This is a genomic window from Buttiauxella sp. A111, from assembly GCF_014189855.1.
Lineage (GTDB): Bacteria > Pseudomonadota > Gammaproteobacteria > Enterobacterales > Enterobacteriaceae > Buttiauxella > Buttiauxella selenatireducens.
Genome location: NZ_BJFN01000002.1, coordinates 460769 through 481420, shown reverse-complemented (window position 1 = coordinate 481420; position 20652 = coordinate 460769). Strand labels below are relative to the sequence as shown.

Sequence of the window (20652 nt, the reverse complement as noted above, 5' to 3'; positions counted from 1 at the left end):
GTACTAGTTAAATAGTATGGTGGCATGACATGACTCAGCACTCTCAATACTCGGCAGAGCATGCCGAGCAAAGCAATCAGGAGTGGCTCCGCTTTGTGGAGTTGCTACAGCAATCGTTCGATAAACAGCTGCATATGCCGCTTTTAATGTTGTTGCTGACACCAGACGAACGTACTGCCCTCGGGACTCGGGTCCGAATCATTGAAGAGTTATTACGTGGAGAGATGAGCCAGCGTGAACTTAAAAATGAGTTGGGTGCGGGGATTGCGACGATCACGCGTGGGTCAAATAGCCTGAAATCGGCTCCGCCAGCGTTACGCGCATGGCTGGAGCAAGAGTTGTTGAGCGGTAAAATCTAACGATAAATACCCGTCATACTTCAAGCTGCTTATGCGTTGGCTGCACCCGCGCACCCCAGTCACTTACTTGAGTAAGCTCCAGGGAACTTACGGGTTTGCCGCCTTTAAGCAACTCGAATTATTTTGCGTATACGTCGTTATGGAACGGGCTCAAGGCTAAAATTACGGCCTGGTGGTAAACGCTGCTGCGAGTTAACTTCCCGGCGGTAAATACCCCAATCGCACCTTCTTTACGACCAATTTCATCAATACCGGTGTAGGCCGACATCACTGGCCCTAAAGCTTCTCCAGCACGTACTTTTTCAAGAATGACAGCGGGGAGCGGGAGAGTGGCTGATCGCGCTTCACCGCGCTGGCTCTGGTTTTCAATGACTACCCAGCTAAATGTACTGTCATCATCAATTCCGGCTTCCACTGCGACCCAAAAATCAGCTTCAGGACGAACCTGACGGGCATTCATCACCCGGCATCGTGCGCCAGTTCGCGTTTCATGGTTTCCAAAGGGCTGTTCTGGCACACCACTATCGACGTCTACAGGTTCAATATGGCAGCATCCCTCACCATAGATGTCGTCGAATGCCTGGCGAATTGCCTGAATTTTAGCTGGATTGGTTGTCGAGCAGACGACATAGTACATAATCAGTGAAACTCTCAAGAAATTGTTGCCGCAGTATAACGGAAAAAACGCATGTTACAGGTATACCTTGTTCGCCACGGCGAAACGCAGTGGAATGCGCAACGTCGCATTCAGGGCCAGTCAGACAGTGCGCTGACTGAAAAAGGGGAACGTCAGGCCGAGCAGGTGGCCGAGCGAGCCAAAACGTTAGGTATTACGCACGTGATTTCCAGTGACTTGGGGCGCACCCGTCACACCGCTGAGATCATCGCTCAGGCATGTGGCGTAGACGTTACGCTGGATGCACGTTTACGTGAGCTGGATATGGGCGTGTTAGAACGTCGCAATATCGACACACTAAGCGAAGAAGAAGAGGGCTGGCGTCGTCAACTGGTGAACGGTACTGCCGATGGGCGTATCCCTGAAGGCGAAAGCATGCTTGAAATGAGTGAGCGTATGCACGCGGCTCTGAATGCTTGCCTGGATTTACCATTTGGAAGCCGCCCATTACTGGTTAGCCATGGTATGGCGCTAGGCTGCCTGATGAGTACGATTCTGGGATTACCGGCCTGGGCTGAACGTCGTTTACGTTTAAGAAACTGTTCGATTTCCCGCGTGGATCACCAGCAAAGCCTGTGGTTAGCTTCTGGCTGGGTGGTTGAAACGGCAGGGGACATCTCGCATCTCGACGCCCCTGCAATGGATGAATTACAGCGTTAACGGCGTACTGGAATCAGATACTCGCAACGGATCTGCATTGGTCGGTCTTGAACACGCGCTTCTTCTTGCGGGAAGAAGCGTTCAATATCCTGGCCTTTACGACGGGTCAGATTAAGCGATGGCATGCAGGTGCCGTAAATTGTCAGGATGAACTCCTGCAAGCCCGTGCCTGGCCCTTCGTAGTCGAACTGAACGTAATCCCCGCCTTCCAACCTGACCGGATGAGAGTCTGGTAAGAATCCATTCGCCATTTCTGGTGTCAGTGCAGTGGTATAGAAGACTTCTTGTTCGTCATCTTTCTCAATGCTTGGGCGTGGTTCATGCAAACCGTACAGCACCCGTGGCAACGTCGGCGCATTGCCGAGGAATTGTGTCCAGAATTGGATACGCATTTCATTACGGAAATCAGAGATTTGCTCAAGCGTACAGCTGTAACTTTGTGTGACACCCACCAAATGAGTTTCTGGCAGCGTGACAAATTGCGCTCGCGGTAGCGTATATGCGTCTAAACGTAGCGGCGGACGCATACCAAACGAGCTCCAGTCCGGGGAGCGGCGATACAATGCAGGCGTTTGAGCAAACTGCTTTTTGAAGGCTCGAGTAAAGGTTTGCTGTGAGTCAAAACGATACTGCAAAGCTATATCAAGAATAGGTCGTGCAGTCAGGCGCAGCGCCACAGCAGATTTTGAAAGCCGGCGAGCACGGATGTATGCGCCAATGGCGTGACCGGTTACCTCTTTAAACATCCGTTGTAGATGCCACTTGGAATAACCTGCTTTCGCCGCCACATTATCCAGTGACAGAGGCTGATCCAAATGACCTTCTAGCCAGGTTAATAGATCGCGAATGATCCCTGCCTGATCCATATAATATCCTCATCCTGACACGGTGAGTGCCGTTAATGCCGGCGATGATAGCACTTTTTGTTGTTTTGACATTCAGAGTTTTTTTTAACAAGACGTGCCAAAATCAGTAACTCATTCCGGTAATTTTATTAATAACGTGATATTAAACGATTTTTTAATACGAAGAGTTAATAGTCTCTAAAGGTAATCTTAACCAATGGTAACAATATGAAATATAAAGTTTTAGCCGTTCTGGGTTCATTGCTGATTATCTCGTTGGGTGCGAGAGCCGAACAAATCGGTTCAGTGGATACCGTTTTTAAGATGATTGGCCCAGACCATAAAATTATTGTCGAAGCGTTTGATGATCCCGATGTACAGAACGTAACGTGCTATGTCAGTCGTGCTAAAACCGGTGGCATTAAAGGCGGGTTGGGTCTTGCGGAGGACACTTCTGATGCTGCTATTTCCTGCCAGCAAGTTGGTCCGGTGGAATTAAGTGAGAAGATCAAATCAGGGAAAGCGCAGGGAGATGTCGTGTTCCAGAAACGTACTTCTCTGGTTTTCAAGAAACTACAAGTGGTGCGCTTTTATGATGCGAAGCGTAACACGCTGGCCTATCTGGCTTATTCTGACAAAGTAGTCGAAGGTTCGCCAAAAAATGCGGTAAGCGCCGTGCCGATTATGCCGTGGAAATAGCAGGGAGTGCGCGATGAGCCAGGCCACTATCTGGTTAGTTGAAGATGAAACCAGTATTGCTGATACGTTGATCTATATGTTGCAGCAGGAAGGATTCTCTGTACGTGCTTTCGATCGCGGCTTGCCTGTGTTGGATGCCGTACGTGAAGAACGTCCAGATCTGGCTATTCTGGATGTTGGCTTGCCAGATATTAATGGCTTCGAGCTTTGTCGCCGTTTACTCGCTGATTATCCAGAATTACCGTTGCTGTTTCTCACTGCGCGCAGTGAAGAGGTCGATAGATTGATTGGCCTGGAGATCGGCGCAGATGATTACATTGCTAAGCCGTTTTCACCTCGTGAAGTCTGTGCCAGGGTACGAACCGTGCTGCGTCGTTTGCAAAAACAACGGCAAGGCCTGGCGGGAAGTGTTCAACGGATTGGGCTGTTTGAATTCAATGAAATGGCGGCGCAAATATCCTGGTGCCAACAGCCACTGCTGCTCACGCGTTACGAGTATTTGTTAATGAAGACTTTTTTGCAGTGGCCTGGACGCGTGTTTTCCCGTCAACAGCTGATGGATTTGGTGTGGAGTTCAGCCGAGGAAAGTTTTGATCGAACGGTTGATACGCACATCAAAACGTTGCGTGCCAAACTGCGTGCGATCAACCCCGATCTGTCACCGATCAATACGCACCGTGGCTTAGGTTACAGCCTTGGAGCGAATTAATGCGCATTGGAATGCGTCTGTTGCTGGGTTATTTTTTGATAGTGGCCATTGCAGCCTGGTTTGTTCTATCGATCTTTTTGCAAGAGGTGAAACCCGGCGTCCGGCGCGCAACGGAAGGCACGTTAATTGATACCGCTACGTTACTCGCCGAATTTGCAAAAGCCGACATGTTGGCGGGAAATGCTCATAATGGCCAACTCGCACAGGCGTTTTCACGACTCAATCAGCATAATTTCCGGGCCAACATCAGTGGCATTACCAAGTCTAAAAATGAATACCATGTCTATCTGACGGATGCTAAAGGCATCGTCTTGTTTGATTCCAGCGGCAACGCGACAGGTCAGGATTATTCACGCTGGAACGATGTGTGGCTCACGCTTCACGGGAAATACGGCGCACGCAGTACGCCAATTAACGCCAACAATCCTGAAAGCACAGTGATGTATGTGGCAGCACCCGTCCGCGAAGAGCAAAACATTATCGGTGTGCTGAGCGTGGGTAAACCCAACAGTGCAATGGAACCGGTAATACGCCGTAGCGAACGGCGTATTTTGTGGGCAGGCGTCGCGCTGCTTGGTATCGCTTTGTTGATTGGTTTTGGGTTTGTGCTGTGGATTAACCGATCTATCGGCAAACTGGTTCGCTATGCCGACTCTGTAACAACGGAGCACCCTTTACCTCTGCCTAAACCTGCCAGTAGCGAATTACGTAGGCTGGCAATGGCCCTGGAAAGTATGCGAGTGAAACTTGAAGGGAAGAACGGCATCGAGCAGTACGTTCATGCTTTGACCCACGAACTGAAAAGCCCTATGGCCGCTATTCGGGGGGCAGCAGAGATTTTACGTGAAGGTCCCCCGCCTGCAGTGGTAGAGAAGTTTTCGGCAAACATTCTTCAGCAAAATCTACGTATGCAGCAATTGGTCGATAATTTATTACGCCAGGCTAAGTTAGAAAGCCGAATCGAAATCACGACTCAAACAATCAATCTGCCCGCACTCTTTTCCACGTTATGCGATAGCCGTGAAGTGGTCGCTCGCGGTAAACAGATTGCGTTAAGCATTGATGAAAATATCCCAACCGGCGTATCCGTTGAAGGCGATGCGGCCTTACTTGAACAATCGATTGGGAATTTGCTGGATAACGCACTCGATTTTACTCCTCCAGGCGGTGAGATTGTGTTGAGTGTTGAGCAACGCATTGGGCAGACCACTATTCTTGTTTCAGATACTGGAAGTGGGATCCCGGACTACGCGCAAGGCCGTTTATTCGAGCGCTTTTACTCATTACCGCGCAGTAATGGGCAGAAAAGTAGTGGTTTAGGGTTAGCGTTTGTTCAGGAGGTTGCACGTTTGCATCGCGGGACCATCATTCTGGAAAATCGCCCCGAGGGAGGCGCGCAAGCCAGGTTGGTCTTACCAGGAAAATAATTTCACCTCTTCACCGTCCCTTCACACAACTTCATTTAGCCCCCACATTCGCTCGCTATCCTCGCCACATCAAAAATGGAGGGGATTATGTTGAAATCTGCGTTGTTCTGGAAAGTGATGACCCTGTTGGGATGTATGGTTGTGTTGTTGATTCCGTTAAGCATGCTGAGTTCGCTTATTAATGAACGCAGCAATTATCGGGATGATGTTGAGCAGTCGCTGGCCCAGAGTACCAGCGGGTCGCAAACCGTGACTGGCCCACTGATTGCAATTCCTGTAACGGAGCTGACGACGGTCATAGAAGATAATAAAGAGATCAAAAAAGAGAGCAGCTTCATTCGTTACTATCTGCCGGAGAACCTCAGCGTTGTGGGAAAGCAGGCCGTTGAACCGCGCCATATTGGTATTTATGAAGGGCAGATTTGGCGTACAGATTTAACGCTGAATGCCAGTTTCAATCGTCAACAACTGAAAGGTGATGATGGTGTAGAGACTCGTTTAGGGACTCCTTATGTGGTGCTGGCCATTGGAGACTCACGTGGTATTGGCAAGGTGGGTGAACTGAATATTAACGGCCAGTCTTACCCTATCGAACCTGGAAGTCACTTACCCGGCGTTGAGCAGGGGCTGCATGCGAAAATCCCTCTGGAACTGCTTCAGAGCGACAAACTCACGTTACGTTTCACGCTGGATTTAATGGGGACAAAACAGCTTGCCCTGGTGCCGCTTGGGCGCAACAGCCAGTTCAGCCTGACCAGTAACTGGCCGCACCCTAATTTTATTGGCGATTTCCTGCCACAGCAGCGTACCGTTTCTGAAAACGGCTTTACTGCAAACTGGCAGAGCACATGGTTTGCCAATAACCTCAATACCAGTTTTGATGATGCCCGTTTGATTGATGTTAGCCGACTGCCGACTTTCAGCGTCACCGTGGCAAATCCCGTTGACCAGTACCAATTGACGGACCGTGCGGTGAAATACGCTATTCTGCTGATTGGTTTGACGTTTATGAGCTTCTTCCTGATGGAAACTCTGACCGGTTTACGCGTTCACCCAATGCAGTATTTACTGGTCGGGCTGTCGCTGGTGATGTTTTATCTGGTACTGCTCGCGGTTTCGGAACATACAGGATTTAACGGTGCATGGTTACTGGCGAGTTTGGTCTGCGCGGGGATTAACGGTTTTTATCTTAAAGCGGTTCTGAATAGCTGGAAAGCGAGCGTGATGTTTACTCTGGGGCTGCTGATACTTGATGCGGTGCTCTGGCAACTCCTCCAGTCTGAAGACAGCGCTTTACTGCTTGGCACGGGAGTCCTTTTCGCTTCGTTGTCAGCCATTATGCTGCTAACCCGGAATATTGATTGGTATCGCATGGGGAGCAAAGTGCAGACTCAGGCCGTCGATGACAGGCAGGAAGATCCCGAGCGTTTCAGGTTGTGGAAGTGACAGCTTTATAGATATAAAAAGAAAAGGGCGGATGTTATCCGCCCTTTCAAATCATGTTTGATTACAGGTTTATTCCTGTAAATCGCCACAGAAGCGATAACCTTCGCCGTGGATCGTGGCGATGATTTCAGGTGTATCTGGTGTCGACTCGAAGTGCTTACGAATACGACGAATCGTGACGTCAACGGTACGGTCGTGCGGTTTCAACTCACGGCCTGTCATCTTTTTCAGCAACTCAGCACGCGACTGAATCTTCCCTGGGTTTTCACAGAAGTGCAGCATGGCGCGGAATTCGCTACGCGGCAACTTGTACTGCTCACCATTTGGGCTAACCAAAGAACGGCTGTTGATATCCAGTTCCCAACCATTGAACTTATAGCTTTCAACGGAACGACGTTCTTCGCTGATTGCACCCAGGTTCATAGTACGAGACAACAGGTTACGCGCACGGATGGTTAATTCCCGTGGATTGAATGGCTTAGTGATGTAGTCATCTGCGCCGATTTCAAGACCAAGGATTTTATCCACTTCGTTGTCACGACCAGTCAAGAACATCAACGCCACATTAGCTTGCTCACGCAATTCGCGTGCCAGCAGCAGGCCATTTTTACCTGGCAAGTTGATATCCATAATGACCAGATTGATGTCATTATCGGAAAGAATCTGATGCATTTCAGCGCCATCTGTCGCTTCAAATACATCGTAACCTTCAGCTTCAAAAATGCTCTTTAACGTATTGCGTGTTACTAATTCGTCTTCGACGATAAGAATGTGCGGGGTCTGCATGTTTGCTACCTAAAATTGCCAACTAAATCAAAACAGGAAGTACAAAAGTCCCTGACCTGCCTAATACATGCCATAAATTAACATGTCTGGCGTAACATGACTAAAGTACGTAATTGCGTTCTTGATGCACTTTCCATCAACGTCAACAACATCATTAGCTTGGTCGTGGGTACTTTTCCCTCTGGACCCGACGGTGTCAAAAACGGTTGTTATCCTAACCATTTTAACAGCAACATAACAGGCAGGACCGCTTTAGACATCTGATAAAACTACGCTTCGTTGACATATATCAAATTCAATTGTAGCACGTTAACAGTTTGATGAAATCATCGTAGCGTTTTGCGAGCTTGCGTCACATTTTTCTAATAATCAATATAGTTACGTGAATTGATTATTAAACAACGCAAATCTGAAAGTTCAGCGCTATTTTGTCTATTTTTAATCAAATAAAACAATGCGATAATGCGATTTAAATCACCTCGCGATGCTGGTCTAATCACGAAGATGCATTCAATGTGTTTATGATTTGCATTGAACATATTTTATAAATGAATGTTACTTTAATGTAAATTTTTGCCGCGTATTATCATTTGAATTTTGTGATTGTCCGTTTTTGGATACTTTTTTAAAGAGAGCTGTAATGCGTTTTTTAATTATTTTGGTCGCTCCAGCCCGAGCTGAAAATGTGGGAGCAGCAGCCCGCGCCATGAAGACCATGGGGTTTGCTGAATTGCGCGTTGTTGACAGTGAAGCTGACCGTCAACCGGAAGCCCGTTGGGTCGCGCATGGCTCCGGCGATGTGCTGGATAATGCGCAGCATTTCAATACGCTGGCGCAAGCGTTGCATGACGTTGACTTTACCATTGCGACAACGGCACGTAGCCGCGCCAAATTCCATTACTACGCCACGCCGCAGCAACTGGTTCCGCTACTCGAAGAAAAACGTAATTGGGTGGGAACGGCCGCATTGGTCTTTGGTCGTGAAGATTCGGGATTAACCAATGAAGAGCTTGAATTGGCCGATGTGTTAACCGGTGTGCCGATGGTGGCCGATTATCCGTCGCTCAATCTCGGCCAGGCCGTGATGGTTTACTGCTATCAACTGTCAGCTTTGATGCAGCAAGCTGCGCCAGAGCATGATGTGGTGGACGCTCAACAACTGAGTGCACTGCGTGCCAGAATCACTTCACTACTCGAACGTGTGGAAGCTAGTGACGACCAAAAAATGGTCGACTGGTTGCAGCAACGTCTTGGGCTTTTGGCACAGCGCGATACGGCAATGTTGCATCGTTTGCTTCATGATATTGAAAAAAAACTACCAGAGAAAAATGCTGGAAACTGAGTTGATACTAGTGAAATCGCGGTGTGTTGCCCCGCTTTTTTCAGCGCAATGATCCCGTTTTTTGATGTTTTATCAGCGTTCAGCGGTAGCCTTGTTCATATCGCTAAAATTAAAAATAAATTGACTTAACCTGCCGGATACTTTAGTCAATATAGGTAAATCAGATTACGAGCACACAACATCCATGATTCGCATCAGCCCAATGACAACAATTATTACAACCACTATTACCACAGGTAACGGTGCGGGCTGACGCATACAGGAAAAACGAAAAAAGCCCGCACCTAAACAGTGCGGGCTTTTTTTTGGACCAAAAACTCAAAGGTAATAATAAATGCGAGTGTTGAAATTCGGTGGTACTTCAGTGGCAAATGCGGAGCGTTTTCTTCGTGTTGCCGATATCCTGGAAAGCAATGCCAAACAGGGGCAGGTCGCAACCGTGCTGTCTGCCCCGGCGAAAATTACCAACCACCTCGTTGCCATGATTGAAAAAACCATCGGCGGCCAGGATGCAGTACCGAATATCAGCGACGCAGAACGTATTTTTGGTGAACTCCTGAAGGGGCTTGCTGATGCACAGTCTGGTTTCCCACTCGAACAACTCAAAGCTGCTGTTGACCAGGAGTTTGCTCAGCTGAAGCATGTTCTGCATGGCATCAGCTTACTGGGCCAATGTCCGGACAGCATCAACGCCGCGATCATTTGCCGTGGTGAAAAGCTCTCCATCGCCATCATGGCTGAATTGCTCAAAGCTCGCGGGCACAACGTGACGGTGATTGATCCGGTAGAGAAGCTTCTCGCCGTTGGGCATTACCTTGAGTCTACTGTCGATATTACTGAGTCCACTCGCCGCATCGCTGCCAGCCGTATCCCAGCGGACCATATGATTCTGATGGCAGGTTTCACTGCCGGAAATGATAAAGGCGAGTTGGTAGTGTTAGGACGTAACGGTTCTGATTATTCTGCTGCCGTGTTAGCCGCCTGTTTACGGGCAGACTGTTGTGAGATCTGGACTGATGTTGACGGCGTATATACCTGTGACCCACGCCAGGTTCCAGACGCCAGGCTGCTGAAATCGATGTCGTATCAGGAAGCCATGGAGCTTTCTTACTTCGGCGCTAAAGTCCTTCACCCACGCACTATTACCCCCATCGCTCAGTTCCAAATCCCATGCCTGATTAAAAACACCGGAAACCCTCAAGCGCCAGGCACCTTAATTGGTGGAGAAAGCGACGAGGATGGCCTGCCGGTTAAAGGCATCACCAACCTGAATAACATGGCGATGTTTAACGTCTCAGGCCCAGGCATGAAAGGCATGGTCGGTATGGCGGCACGTGTATTCGCCGCGATGTCCCGTGCTGGGATTTCCGTCGTGCTGATTACTCAGTCATCTTCTGAATACAGTATCAGCTTCTGCGTGCCGCAAGCAGATTGCGCACGTGCTCGTCGCGCGATGGAAGATGAGTTCTATCTCGAACTCAAAGAAGGTCTTCTGGAGCCGATGTCCATCATGGAGCACCTGGCGATCATCTCCGTGGTGGGTGACGGCATGCGTACCTTGCGTGGCATCTCCGCCAAGTTCTTTGCCGCACTGGCTCGCGCAAACATTAATATCGTGGCGATCGCTCAGGGTTCTTCAGAGCGCTCTATCTCTGTCGTGGTCAGTAACGACGATGCTGTGACTGGCGTTCGTGTTACGCACCAGATGCTGTTTAATACCGACCAGGTCATCGAAGTGTTCCTTATTGGGGTAGGCGGCGTGGGTGCGGCATTGCTGGAGCAGGTCAAACGCCAGCAGGCATGGCTGAAGAAAAAGCACATCGATTTGCGTGTGTGCGGTGTGGCGAACTCCAAAGCGCTGCTGACAAACATTCACGGCCTGAATTTAGAGAACTGGGAAGAAGAGCTTGCGGCGGCGAAAGAGCCTTTCAATCTTGGGCGTCTGATCCGTTTAGTGAAAGAGTATCACCTGCTGAACCCTGTGATTGTCGACTGCACCTCAAGCCAGGCGGTTGCTGATCAATATGCTGATTTCCTGGGAGAAGGTTTCCACGTCGTGACGCCGAACAAGAAGGCGAACACTTCCAGCATGAATTACTACCATCAGATGCGTAACGCGGCGGAAAAATCGCGCCGTAAATTCCTCTATGACACCAACGTTGGCGCAGGTTTACCGGTTATCGAAAACCTACAGAACTTGCTGAATGCGGGTGATGAATTACAACGTTTCTCCGGCATTCTTTCTGGTTCGCTGTCGTTCATCTTCGGCAAACTTGATGAAGGCATGAGCCTGTCAGAAGCCACCAAAGTAGCTCGCGAAATGGGTTATACCGAACCCGATCCGCGTGATGACCTGTCCGGTATGGATGTGGCGCGTAAGCTGCTGATTCTGGCTCGTGAAACAGGCAGCAATCTTGAGCTGTCTGATATTGTCATTGAGCCCGTTTTACCTCAGACATTTGATTCCAGCGGCGATGTTGAATCATTCATGGCACGCATACCGCAACTGGATGACGAGTTCTCCGCTCGTGTGGCACAAGCCCGCGACGAAGGAAAAGTGCTGCGCTATGTTGGCGTGATTGAAGCTGATGGGAGCTGCAAAGTTAAAATTGATGCGGTAGATGGTAATGACCCACTGTATAAAGTTAAAAACGGTGAAAATGCCCTGGCATTCTACAGCCACTACTATCAACCGTTACCGCTAGTTCTTCGTGGCTACGGAGCCGGAAATGATGTGACCGCAGCCGGTGTTTTCGCCGACTTATTGCGCACTTTGTCATGGAAGTTAGGAGTTTAAGATGGTTAAAGTATACGCCCCGGCTTCCAGTGCCAATATGAGTGTCGGGTTTGATGTGCTGGGTGCGGCAGTTTCGCCTATTGATGGCTCGCTGCTTGGGGATTATGTGACTGTTGAAGCGGCAGACACATTTAGTTTGAACAACATAGGGCGCTTTGCCAGCAAATTACCCGATGAACCGCGCGAGAACATTGTGTATCAGTGCTGGGAGCGTTTCTGTCAGGAAATTGGCAAAAATATTCCGGTAAAGATGACGCTGGAAAAAAGTATGCCGATTGGCTCAGGTCTGGGGTCGAGCGCATGTTCTGTGGTCGCGGGTTTAATGGCGATGAATGAATACTGCGGCAAGCCGCTAAGTGACACCCGATTGCTCAGCCTGATGGGCGAGTTGGAAGGGCGCATTTCGGGCAGCGTTCATTATGATAACGTTGCCCCATGTTTCCTGGGCGGCATGCAATTGATGATTGAAGAAAATGGCATCATCAGCCAGTCTGTTCCGGGTTTTGATGAATGGCTGTGGGTGCTGGCGTATCCGGGGATTAAGGTCTCTACCGCTGAAGCGCGCGCCATTCTTCCTGCGCAGTATCGCCGCCAGGATTGCATTAGCCACGGCCGCCATCTGGCAGGCTTTATTCACGCCTGTCATACCCGCCAGCCGCAGCTTGCGGCAAAACTAATGCGTGATGTTATTGCCGAGCCGTACCGAGCAAAACTGCTGCCGCGCTTTAACGAAGCGCGACAGGCCGCTGCGGATATTGGTGCTCTGGCGAGTGGTATTTCGGGCTCCGGCCCAACTCTGTTTGCGTTGTGCGATAACACGGATACCGCACAACGTGTGGCTGACTGGCTCAGCCAACATTATTTGCAGAACCAGGAAGGTTTTGTACATATTTGCCGTCTGGACACGGCGGGCGCACGAGTTCTGGGATAACGCATGAAACTGTATAACCTTAAAGATCATAACGAGCAGGTCAATTTTTCCCAGGCAATCGTGCAGGGATTGGGTAAACAGCAAGGGCTGTTTTTTCCACACGATTTACCGGAATTTGAACTGACCGCAATCGACGAAATGTTGAAAATGGATTTTGTCACCCGCAGCAGTAAAATTCTGTCTGCTTTTATTGGTGATGAAATTCCGCAAGACATTCTTGAAGAACGTGTTCGTGCTGCTTTTGCTTTCCCGGCTCCGGTGAAAAGCGTTGAACCTGATGTTGGCTGCCTTGAACTGTTCCACGGCCCAACTCTGGCATTCAAAGATTTTGGCGGGCGCTTTATGGCGCAAATGCTGACGCACATCAGCGGCGACAAGCCGGTCACCATTCTGACGGCGACCTCTGGCGACACCGGTGCGGCGGTGGCTCATGCGTTTTATGGTCTGAAAAATGTGCGCGTGGTGATTTTGTACCCGCGTGGCAAAATCAGTCCATTGCAGGAAAAACTGTTCTGTACGCTGGGTGGAAACATCGAAACCGTGGCTATCGATGGTGATTTCGATGCCTGCCAGGCGCTGGTGAAACAAGCATTTGATGATGAAGAACTGAAGGTGGCGTTGGGTTTAAACTCGGCTAACTCCATTAACATCAGCCGTTTGCTGGCACAAATTTGCTATTACTTTGAAGCGGTTTCACAACTCCCTCAAGAAGCGCGCAATCAACTGGTGGTTTCCGTACCAAGCGGCAACTTTGGTGATTTAACGGCTGGCCTGCTGGCGAAATCGCTCGGTTTGCCAATCAAACGTTTTATCGCGGCGACTAACGCGAACGATACCGTTCCACGTTTCTTAACCAACGGCGAATGGGCACCTAAAACCACGGTGGCGACGCTCTCTAACGCGATGGATGTCAGCCAGCCAAATAACTGGCCGCGTGTGGAAGAGCTGTTCCGCCGTAAGATTTGGCGTTTGTCCGATCTGGGTTATGCGACCGTGACCGACGAAACCACTAAAGCCACCATGAAAGAGCTGAAAGCCGTGGGCTACGTTTCAGAACCGCACGCGGCGATTGCTTATCGTGCGCTGCGTGATCAGCTCCAACCGGGTGAATACGGCTTGTTCCTCGGGACTGCGCATCCGGCGAAGTTCAAAGAAAGCGTGGAAGAGATCCTCGGTGAAACACTGCCGCTGCCAGCTGAGCTCGCCGAGCGTGCTGATTTACCGCTGCTTTCCCATAATCTGCCAGCGGATTTTGCCGCGCTGCGCAAATTGATGATGAGCAAAGCGTAACGGTTTCTACGTTTTATAAAATCATTCCGCAGAGTCATGCCGCTTGCTTAACAGCTGGCGGCATTTTTATTGTGCAAATTACAGCTGACACCCTGGTTCCACACTTTGGTTAACCACGCGCGTGAAGGTCGTTAATGGGCAATATCCTTCAGCCGTCTGGTCGCTACAGCCTGGTATTTTTAGCTGCACACTTCCCGCAGGTTCCTTGAGGCTAAGTGGAGTTTGAGCGCGCAACTGCTCGAGCGTCTGATACACCATACTCACGCTAACATATTGTTTCCCTGATTCATCAGCCAAACGCTCAAAGACCAGAGCACCGCCTGGTGGGGTGTTATCTGGCTGCCCTGGCAATGTCCAGCTTATGTTTAGCATGCCTGAAATATTGGCGATATTGGTATCGTGCCCGGCAATAAACAGGATCTTATTATCCGGTGAGCTGCCAGGCAGTTTGCTTGCGGTGGCGTTCGGCTCCAGCGCATTGCTGATGGCCTGCAATAAAGGCGTTCCGTTATGTCTGGCGATATAAGGCGTGCGCGCCATTAAATTAAACTGGGCGTTATGCAGTTTTAGTAACGAAGTCCACTCTTGTTCAGAATGAATATTTCCCCACGCCGCTTGCGGCATCCCTTGTGCATACTCCAGCAGGAAAATTTCAGCCAGCGTAGATGAAAGGCCAACGGCACCGTCGAGGGCAACTTTGTTGCCATTATCGTTTATCGACAGTTTACTCGGCATGGATTGCCCTAAATCGCAGTTTTTATCCGCGCTATGTTTCTGGCACCAGGGCGATTTCGAAAAGTTGAGAGCCGTATTCATCAAGGCCAGGGAAGGAAGATAGTGCTGGTTCAGGTTATCAATAGGTGTTTTGGCTTGTTTTTCAACGGCCTGTTGGATTTTTGCTTTCTCCATTGAACAAGTACCCGCTTTCACCGGGTGGAACAAAGGATCGGCCTTGTCGAGATCCTGCTGGTGGTGAATAGTTAAACCACATTGCGGGGCAAGCCCTGCGAGGAAAGCTTCACCCGTTTTAAGCGTGCGCTGATCGACATCTGCCCAGACATAAACCGAGTTTGGGGCAGGGCAATTGTCCTGCGATAAAATCCCCTGCTGTTGAAATTTCTCGCGATAAAATTCACCCATCAGGCTAATCAGATGTTCGCCGCGGGGCGTGATGTCACCCAGTTTTACCGGCCATTCCGGCCAGGCATCAGGCGTTACGTCACGGATGGTTTGCGTCATTTTAGTGGGCGCTCGTACGCCGTGGCGGCTGAGTATCACCACTTTTTCAACCTGATACCCTGAAGCGGGAGTTTCGTTGGCATACGCCGTTGAACCTAATGAAAATGTGGCGCTAAGCGCGACGAGTATTCCACGACGTAGCATGAGTTTTTGGCGTTCAAGAGCAGAGATTGTCATTTGCAGCCTCTTTATTTTTGGAGTGCTAAAGCGGGATCTTGAGTCCGCCAAATATACTCCAGAAGCAAAGGGGTAACGTCGAATTCGTCTCGTTGTTGCTGTTTAGTGTGCAAAAGAAAAATCCACGCGGGTGCGTGGATTTTAAAGAATGGGGATTAGGTCCTGAAGAGGGCGTTAAAGCCCACGTTTCGCCATCATTTCCGCCAGGTCGACCAGGCGATTAGAGAAGCCCCATTCGTTATCGTACCAGGCCAAAATCTTGACCAGATTGCCCCCAATCACCAGCGTTGAAAGCCCGTCGATGATAGAAGATCGCGGATCGCCCTGATAATCACTCGATACCAGCGGTTCATCGCTGTAGCCCAAAATTCCTTTTAGCGGGCCGCTTGTTGCAGCTTCCAGGAATGCGGCGTTCACTTCTTCGACGGTGACCGGACGTTTTAAGGTCACGGTTAAATCCACGATAGAAACGACCGGTACGGGTACGCGTAATGAGTAACCCGTCAGGCGTCCGTCCAGTTCAGGGATGACTTTACCTAACGCTTTCGCCGCGCCGCTAGAATAAGGAACAATCGAAAGAGCGGCGGCTCGCGCACCACGCAGGTCCTTTTCCGGCTGATCGTGCAGCGCCTGGCTGTTGGTGTAAGCGTGAGTGGTATTCATTAGGCCGTGTTCAATACCAAACTGCTGATGCAAAACCTGTGCGGCAGGAGCAAGGCCGTTGGTGGTACAGCTCCCGTTGCTCACGACGAAATGGCGTTCGGGATCGTACTGCTGATGGTTAACGCCCATCACTATCGTCAGGTCGTCATCTTTACCCGGTGCGGAAATGATGACGCGTTTGGCTCCACCGTTATTGATGTGTACGGCAGCCTGTTCGCGGCTGGTAAAGAAACCAGTCGCCTCGATAACAATATCGACACCTGCATCACGCCACGGGATCTTTGCCGGATCTCTTTCGCTGAATACCCGAATAAGTTTGCTGTCTACCTGCAATTGCCCGTCGGCCACCTCAACCGGAACCGGCAAGGTGCCCATCAATGAATCGTATTTCAGCAGGTGAGCGAGGGTTTTACTGTCTGTTAGATCGTTGATTGCCACAATCTGAACGTCAGCGTTGCCGAGCGCGGCGCGTAATACGCTACGACCAATCCTGCCGAAACCATTAATACCGAGCTTAACCATGATTGACTCCTTCTGTGAAATGTCTGAAGTCACTGTAGGCTTCTGGCAAAATGGCGTAAACGACAAAAAAGGATCAATTCACGCCATTTTGCGGCAGTGAAAGCGTTCGCGGTATTCGCCCGGAGTGAGATGGAGCTGGCGCTCAAAGGCGCGGCGCAGGGTGATGGTGTTGCCAAATCCGGCTTTGCTCGCAATTTGATCGAGCGTTTCTTTAGTTTGCTCAAGGCGATGCCGGGCGGCGGCAAGGCGAGCTTCTTCAACGTAGCGCGCTGGGGTAACACCCGTTTCTTTGGTGAAAACACGAGTGAAGTTTCGGGGGCTCATCGCTACCCGCTCAGCCAGTTTCTCAACTGACAAATCGGCGGAGAGATTCTCAAGTAGCCAGTTTTGCAATTGGCCTATCGGAGTGGAGGCGTCGCTTTGCTGGAGATGATAACGACTGAATTGCAATTGTCCGCCTGGACGACGAAGGAACATCACCAGATCCTGTGCTACGTCGCGAGCAAGCGTAAAGCCATAATCTTCTTCGATAAGCGCAAGGGTCAGATCAAAGCCTGAGCTTACGCCGCCGGAAGTCCAGATGGGCCCATCCTGAAGATAGAGCGGGCCACTTTCAACTTTGACTAGTGGCCAGGTGGATTGCATGGTTTCGAGCAATCGCCAGTGGGTTGTTGCACGGCGACCGTTAAGGAGTGCTGCCTGCGCCAGTAGCAACGCTCCGCCGCAGATGGAAACGATACGCTGGGCGTGAGGTGCTGCTAGCTTTAGCCAGTCGACTACCGCCGTACCTTCCTGCTCATTTAATCCTCGTCCCGTGATCATAATGGTGTCTCGGGGTTCATAAGGATCCAGTTCGTGCAGGCGATGGTCGGCCAACAAATTTAGCCCGGACTGACCGTGGATAACCTGGTGAACCTGAGTGGTCGCCAGGCTTATCTGATAGCGAGGTTCAGACAGACCTTCCGTCTGTAAGCGGTTGGCCTGCATCAGGATATCGGCAATCCCAGCGGATTCGAACAGCATTCCGCCGTCCGGGACAATAATTAAAAATGTTTTCATGTCCTAAAAAGTACGCTTTTGACAAAATAAGTCAATGTGGGAAAAGGGCAGCCAGGTTTTTCACTGTGGGCCTGAATCATGGAGAAATTGTGCAATAAAAAAGGAGGGAAAAAGGAGGAATTCCCATTAAATGCGGGCGCTTACAGATTAGGATTGCGGAGAATAACAACACTGACTTATTCGGCATATGCTCTCCTTAATAACCCATAGCGGGTGTGAATGTTGTAAGGAGTGACTTATGTTGAAATCAATGATGTTGGCGTTATCGATTCTGGTGGTGGCTCCGCTGGCTGTGCAGGCTTCAGAAATTACCCTTGTCCCGGCAGTGAAACTGCAAATTGGCGATCAGGACCGTGGAGGAAACTACTGGGACGGTGGCCACTGGCGAGACCGTGGCTGGTGGGATGATCACTATGAGTGGCGTGATAACAGATGGCACCCGCATGATCATCACTATGACAATGATCACCATGACAAGGGCCATCATGATAAAGATCATCATGACAACGGCAATCACAATGGCCACTACAAACATCACTAAATCAAACGCCAGCATAACGCTGGCGTTTTGTTTTATTGTTCGTGACGCTTAAACACGAACTCATTTTTACCCGACGCGGCTTCATCAAAGAAGTATCCGTCCGTGTTAAAGCCGGTCAGTTGTTCAGGTTTCGTGAGTCGATTTTCGATGATATAGCGACTCATCAAACCGCGAGCTTTCTTGGCGTAGAAGCTAATCACTTTGAATTTGCCGTTCTTCTCATCAAGGAATACGGGCTTGATAATTTCTGCGTTGAGCTTTTTCGGTTTTACCGATTTGTAATATTCATCTGATGCCAGGTTAACCACGATATTATCGCCCTGAGCTGCCAGCGCCTGATTCAGTTTTTCGGTGATGGTGTCACCCCAGAAGTGATACAGATCTTTACCCTTCGGGTTTTCAAGCTTAATGCCCATTTCCAGACGATAAGGCTGCATCAAATCCAGTGGGCGCAATACGCCATATAAACCGGAGAGCATGCGTAAATGCTGCTGGGCGAATTCGAAATCGGCATCGCTAAAATCTTCAGCTTGTAATCCCGTATACACATCGCCTTTGAAGGCCAGAATGGCCTGACGCGCATTTTGTGGCGTGAAATCAGGGTGCCATTCGTGAAAACGGGTTTCGTTCAGTGACGCCAGCTTGTCACTAATGTGCATCAGTGACGAAATTTGCGGCGCGCTAAGTTTGCGCGCCACGGCAATCAACTGCTGCGAATAATCCAGCAGTTCGGGTTGCGTATAACGATCTGTAGGGAGATCGCTTTGATAATCCAACGTTTTTGCAGGTGAAATTAGAATGAGCATATCTGTTCCTTGTCGCCGCGATGTCACTCGACATATTTTGGCTACATGGTAGCAAATTTACGGATAGTATCCGCCAATGGTTGCGATTAACGCTTCGTTTCAGGGGGCTTTGGTGTATCCCAAATTCCCGGCGCAAGCTGGCTTTTAATTTCCGGAAAACGGTTCGGGTCAAAAACTGGCGTCACGCCGAGCCGCAGTTGACGCAAGTAATCATTACTTAGCTCGCGTGCGACAGGAGAAAGCAGCAAAATCGCCGTGAGATTGGTGACCGCCATAAACGCCATTGCCACGTCAGCCATTTGCCAGACTAACGGTAATGGCGAAAGGGTGCCAAACATGACCATCACCAGCGCAAGGCAGCGGAATAACACGGTGGCGAATGGGCTTTTTTGTTGCAGAAACATCAAGTTGTTTTCTGCATAGGCATAGTTAGCGATTATTGATGTGAACGCAAACAGCATAACGATAAACGCAATGAACCCGGCTCCCCACGAGCCAACCACACTGCTCAGTGCTTGTTGAACCAGTGCGATGCCATTCATGTTCGGGTTGGGCGTATCCAGAATCCCTGAAAAAAGGATGATTCCCGCGGTAGCAGAACAGATGATTATCGTATCGATAAACACGCCAAACATCTGCACCAACCCTTGTGAGGCGGGGTGCGGAGGCCATGCCGAAGCGGCTGCTGCCGCGTTAGGTGAGGAGCCCATTCCAGCTTCGTTAGAGAACATTCCGCGCTGGAAACCAGTGGTGATAGCCTGGCTGATGGTGAACCCCAGAGCGCCTGATGCTGCCTCTTTCCAGCCGAACGCGCTTTTGAACACCAGAGAAACGACATCAGGCAAGCGCTCGATGTTTATCGCCATGACGACCAGGCTCATTAGTACCCAGATAAGCGCCATAAACGGAACCAGCCATTGTGAGATGCGCGCAGTACCACGCATTCCTCCCCAAATAACGCCTGCTGTTAAGACAACGAGCCCGATGCCAACCCAGGTTTTTGGAATGCCAAAAGCAACGTTCACCGCGTTGGCGATTGAGTTAGCTTGCACCGCATTGAATATGAGCCCAAAGGCAATCATCAGGAAGATGGAAAACATTACGCCCATCCAGCGCATTCCCAGTCCGCGTTCCATATACCACGCAGGGCCACCGCGGTAATTGCCTTCATCGTCGCGGGTTTTATAAAGCTGGGCAAGGGAGCATTCCACGAAGGATGTCGCCATGCCGAGCATGGCAACCACCCACATCCAGAAAATAGCGCCGGGGCCGCCAAGCGTTAAGGCCAGCGCGACACCCGAAAGGTTGCCACTACCCACGCGAGCAGCAAGGCTTGTGCAAAGCGCCTGAAATGAGGAAATTCCGGAAGGATCGGCTTCATTTTTCGACATGATGAGGCTACGTAATTTCGTCAGATAGCGAAATTGTACAAAACCACATCGCCAGGTGAACCAAAGGCCCGTCCCGACTAACAAATAGATGAGGATTGAACCCCAGAGTATTTCATTGATAAAAAGAAAAAAATCTGCCATTAACATCTCTCGTTTGCTTGAGTTACAGGCATTGTGGCCGCGTATAGTCCTTTACATTGCTGGGGAATAATACACTGGATTTACTCGTTTAGCGTTCTGTTCCTGCCAATGTGTTGCTGCGGTTGCACCTGAATTACGTCGTGATA

20 protein-coding genes, 1 pseudogene and 1 other annotated feature are annotated in these 20652 nt (G+C 49.9%); of the genes and pseudogenes, 13 read left to right on the top strand and 8 right to left on the bottom strand.

The features are described 5' to 3' along the window. Positions 1-29 precede the first annotated feature (29 nt). Positions 30-359: a trp operon repressor gene (trpR, locus tag BSPA111_RS08260; protein ID WP_183270685.1), complete on the top strand. Its 330-nt coding sequence runs from the start codon at positions 30-32 to the stop codon at positions 357-359. A gap of 118 nt (positions 360-477) precedes the next feature. On the opposite strand, the gene yjjX is transcribed toward trpR, so the two are convergent. Next, positions 478-996, bottom strand: a complete 519-nt coding sequence (gene yjjX / locus BSPA111_RS08255; protein ID WP_183270684.1) for an inosine/xanthosine triphosphatase — start codon at positions 994-996, stop codon at positions 478-480. Positions 997-1047: 51 nt separating this feature from the next. Between yjjX and gpmB the strand changes: the two genes are divergently transcribed. Continuing rightward, the gene (gene gpmB, locus BSPA111_RS08250; protein WP_183270683.1) at positions 1048-1695 is read left to right on the top strand and encodes a 2,3-diphosphoglycerate-dependent phosphoglycerate mutase GpmB; all 648 of its coding nucleotides are present in this window, start codon (positions 1048-1050) and stop codon (positions 1693-1695) included. On the opposite strand, the gene robA is transcribed toward gpmB, so the two are convergent. Beyond that, entirely contained in the window at positions 1692-2561 is an 870-nt protein-coding gene (gene robA / locus BSPA111_RS08245) for an MDR efflux pump AcrAB transcriptional activator RobA (RefSeq protein ID WP_183270682.1), read from the bottom strand. The genes gpmB and robA overlap by 4 nt on opposite strands. 207 nt (positions 2562-2768) lie before the next feature. Between robA and creA the strand changes: the two genes are divergently transcribed. The 4 genes from creA to creD all read left to right on the top strand — a co-directional run bounded on the left by creA (position 2769) and on the right by creD (position 6821). Beyond that, on the top strand, positions 2769-3239 hold the full coding sequence (gene creA, locus BSPA111_RS08240) for a protein CreA (RefSeq protein ID WP_183270681.1): 471 nt from the start codon (positions 2769-2771) through the stop codon (positions 3237-3239). A gap of 13 nt (positions 3240-3252) precedes the next feature. Then, entirely contained in the window at positions 3253-3948 is a 696-nt protein-coding gene (gene creB, locus BSPA111_RS08235; protein WP_183270680.1) for a two-component system response regulator CreB, read from the top strand. Next, positions 3948-5375 (top strand): two-component system sensor histidine kinase CreC, encoded by a 1428-nt coding sequence (creC, locus tag BSPA111_RS08230; protein ID WP_183270679.1) that lies wholly within the window; start codon positions 3948-3950, stop codon positions 5373-5375. Before creB ends, creC begins: the two co-directional genes overlap by 1 nt. A gap of 87 nt (positions 5376-5462) precedes the next feature. Continuing rightward, positions 5463-6821 (top strand): cell envelope integrity protein CreD, encoded by a 1359-nt coding sequence (gene creD / locus BSPA111_RS08225; protein ID WP_183270678.1) that lies wholly within the window; start codon positions 5463-5465, stop codon positions 6819-6821. 69 nt (positions 6822-6890) lie between these two features. Here the strand turns inward: creD and arcA are convergent, their stop codons facing one another. Further along, positions 6891-7607 carry a two-component system response regulator ArcA gene (gene arcA, locus BSPA111_RS08220; protein WP_034459438.1) on the bottom strand — a complete coding sequence of 239 codons (717 nt, stop codon included), beginning with the start codon at positions 7605-7607 and terminating at the stop codon, positions 6891-6893. Between the two features lie 96 nt (positions 7608-7703). Here arcA and yjjY point away from each other — a divergent pair. The 6 genes and pseudogenes from yjjY to thrC all read left to right on the top strand — a co-directional run bounded on the left by yjjY (position 7704) and on the right by thrC (position 13967). Continuing rightward, positions 7704-7845, top strand: a pseudogene (yjjY, locus tag BSPA111_RS08215) (protein YjjY). 402 nt (positions 7846-8247) lie between these two features. Next, positions 8248-8949, top strand: coding sequence for a tRNA/rRNA methyltransferase (locus tag BSPA111_RS08210; RefSeq protein ID WP_183270677.1), 702 nt, complete (start codon positions 8248-8250; stop codon positions 8947-8949). A gap of 184 nt (positions 8950-9133) precedes the next feature. Beyond that, entirely contained in the window at positions 9134-9202 is a 69-nt protein-coding gene (gene thrL / locus BSPA111_RS08205; protein ID WP_072009468.1) for a thr operon leader peptide, read from the top strand. Beyond that, positions 9141-9257 (top strand) — a sequence feature (Thr leader region). (Overlaps the previous gene by 62 nt.) Before the next feature lie 26 nt (positions 9258-9283). Further along, on the top strand, positions 9284-11746 hold the full coding sequence (gene thrA / locus BSPA111_RS08200) for a bifunctional aspartate kinase/homoserine dehydrogenase I (protein ID WP_183270676.1): 2463 nt from the start codon (positions 9284-9286) through the stop codon (positions 11744-11746). A gap of 1 nt (position 11747) precedes the next feature. Further along, positions 11748-12677 carry a homoserine kinase gene (gene thrB / locus BSPA111_RS08195; RefSeq protein ID WP_183270675.1) on the top strand — a complete coding sequence of 310 codons (930 nt, stop codon included), beginning with the start codon at positions 11748-11750 and terminating at the stop codon, positions 12675-12677. 3 nt (positions 12678-12680) lie between these two features. Next, positions 12681-13967 carry a threonine synthase gene (gene thrC / locus BSPA111_RS08190; protein ID WP_183270674.1) on the top strand — a complete coding sequence of 429 codons (1287 nt, stop codon included), beginning with the start codon at positions 12681-12683 and terminating at the stop codon, positions 13965-13967. A gap of 78 nt (positions 13968-14045) precedes the next feature. On the opposite strand, the gene BSPA111_RS08185 is transcribed toward thrC, so the two are convergent. The 3 genes from BSPA111_RS08185 to BSPA111_RS08175 form a co-directional block, all read right to left on the bottom strand. Then, positions 14046-15377, bottom strand: a complete 1332-nt coding sequence (locus BSPA111_RS08185) for an AppA family phytase/histidine-type acid phosphatase (protein WP_373925632.1) — start codon at positions 15375-15377, stop codon at positions 14046-14048. Between the two features lie 180 nt (positions 15378-15557). Further along, complete coding sequence (gap, locus tag BSPA111_RS08180; protein ID WP_183270672.1) at positions 15558-16568, bottom strand: type I glyceraldehyde-3-phosphate dehydrogenase; 1011 nt, start codon at positions 16566-16568, stop codon at positions 15558-15560. Positions 16569-16646: 78 nt separating this feature from the next. After that, positions 16647-17627 (bottom strand): GlxA family transcriptional regulator, encoded by a 981-nt coding sequence (locus BSPA111_RS08175; protein WP_183270671.1) that lies wholly within the window; start codon positions 17625-17627, stop codon positions 16647-16649. Between the two features lie 238 nt (positions 17628-17865). Between BSPA111_RS08175 and BSPA111_RS08170 the strand changes: the two genes are divergently transcribed. Then, a complete protein-coding gene (locus BSPA111_RS08170; RefSeq protein WP_183270670.1) occupies positions 17866-18168 on the top strand; it encodes a DUF2502 domain-containing protein in 303 nt (100 codons plus the stop codon). Between the two features lie 32 nt (positions 18169-18200). Here BSPA111_RS08170 and yaaA read toward each other — a convergent pair whose 3' ends face one another. Together yaaA and BSPA111_RS08160 are read right to left on the bottom strand one after the other, a co-directional pair. Continuing rightward, positions 18201-18974, bottom strand: coding sequence for a peroxide stress protein YaaA (gene yaaA, locus BSPA111_RS08165; RefSeq protein ID WP_183270669.1), 774 nt, complete (start codon positions 18972-18974; stop codon positions 18201-18203). Between the two features lie 86 nt (positions 18975-19060). Then, positions 19061-20506 carry a sodium:alanine symporter family protein gene (locus tag BSPA111_RS08160; protein WP_183270668.1) on the bottom strand — a complete coding sequence of 482 codons (1446 nt, stop codon included), beginning with the start codon at positions 20504-20506 and terminating at the stop codon, positions 19061-19063. Positions 20507-20652 lie beyond the last annotated feature (146 nt).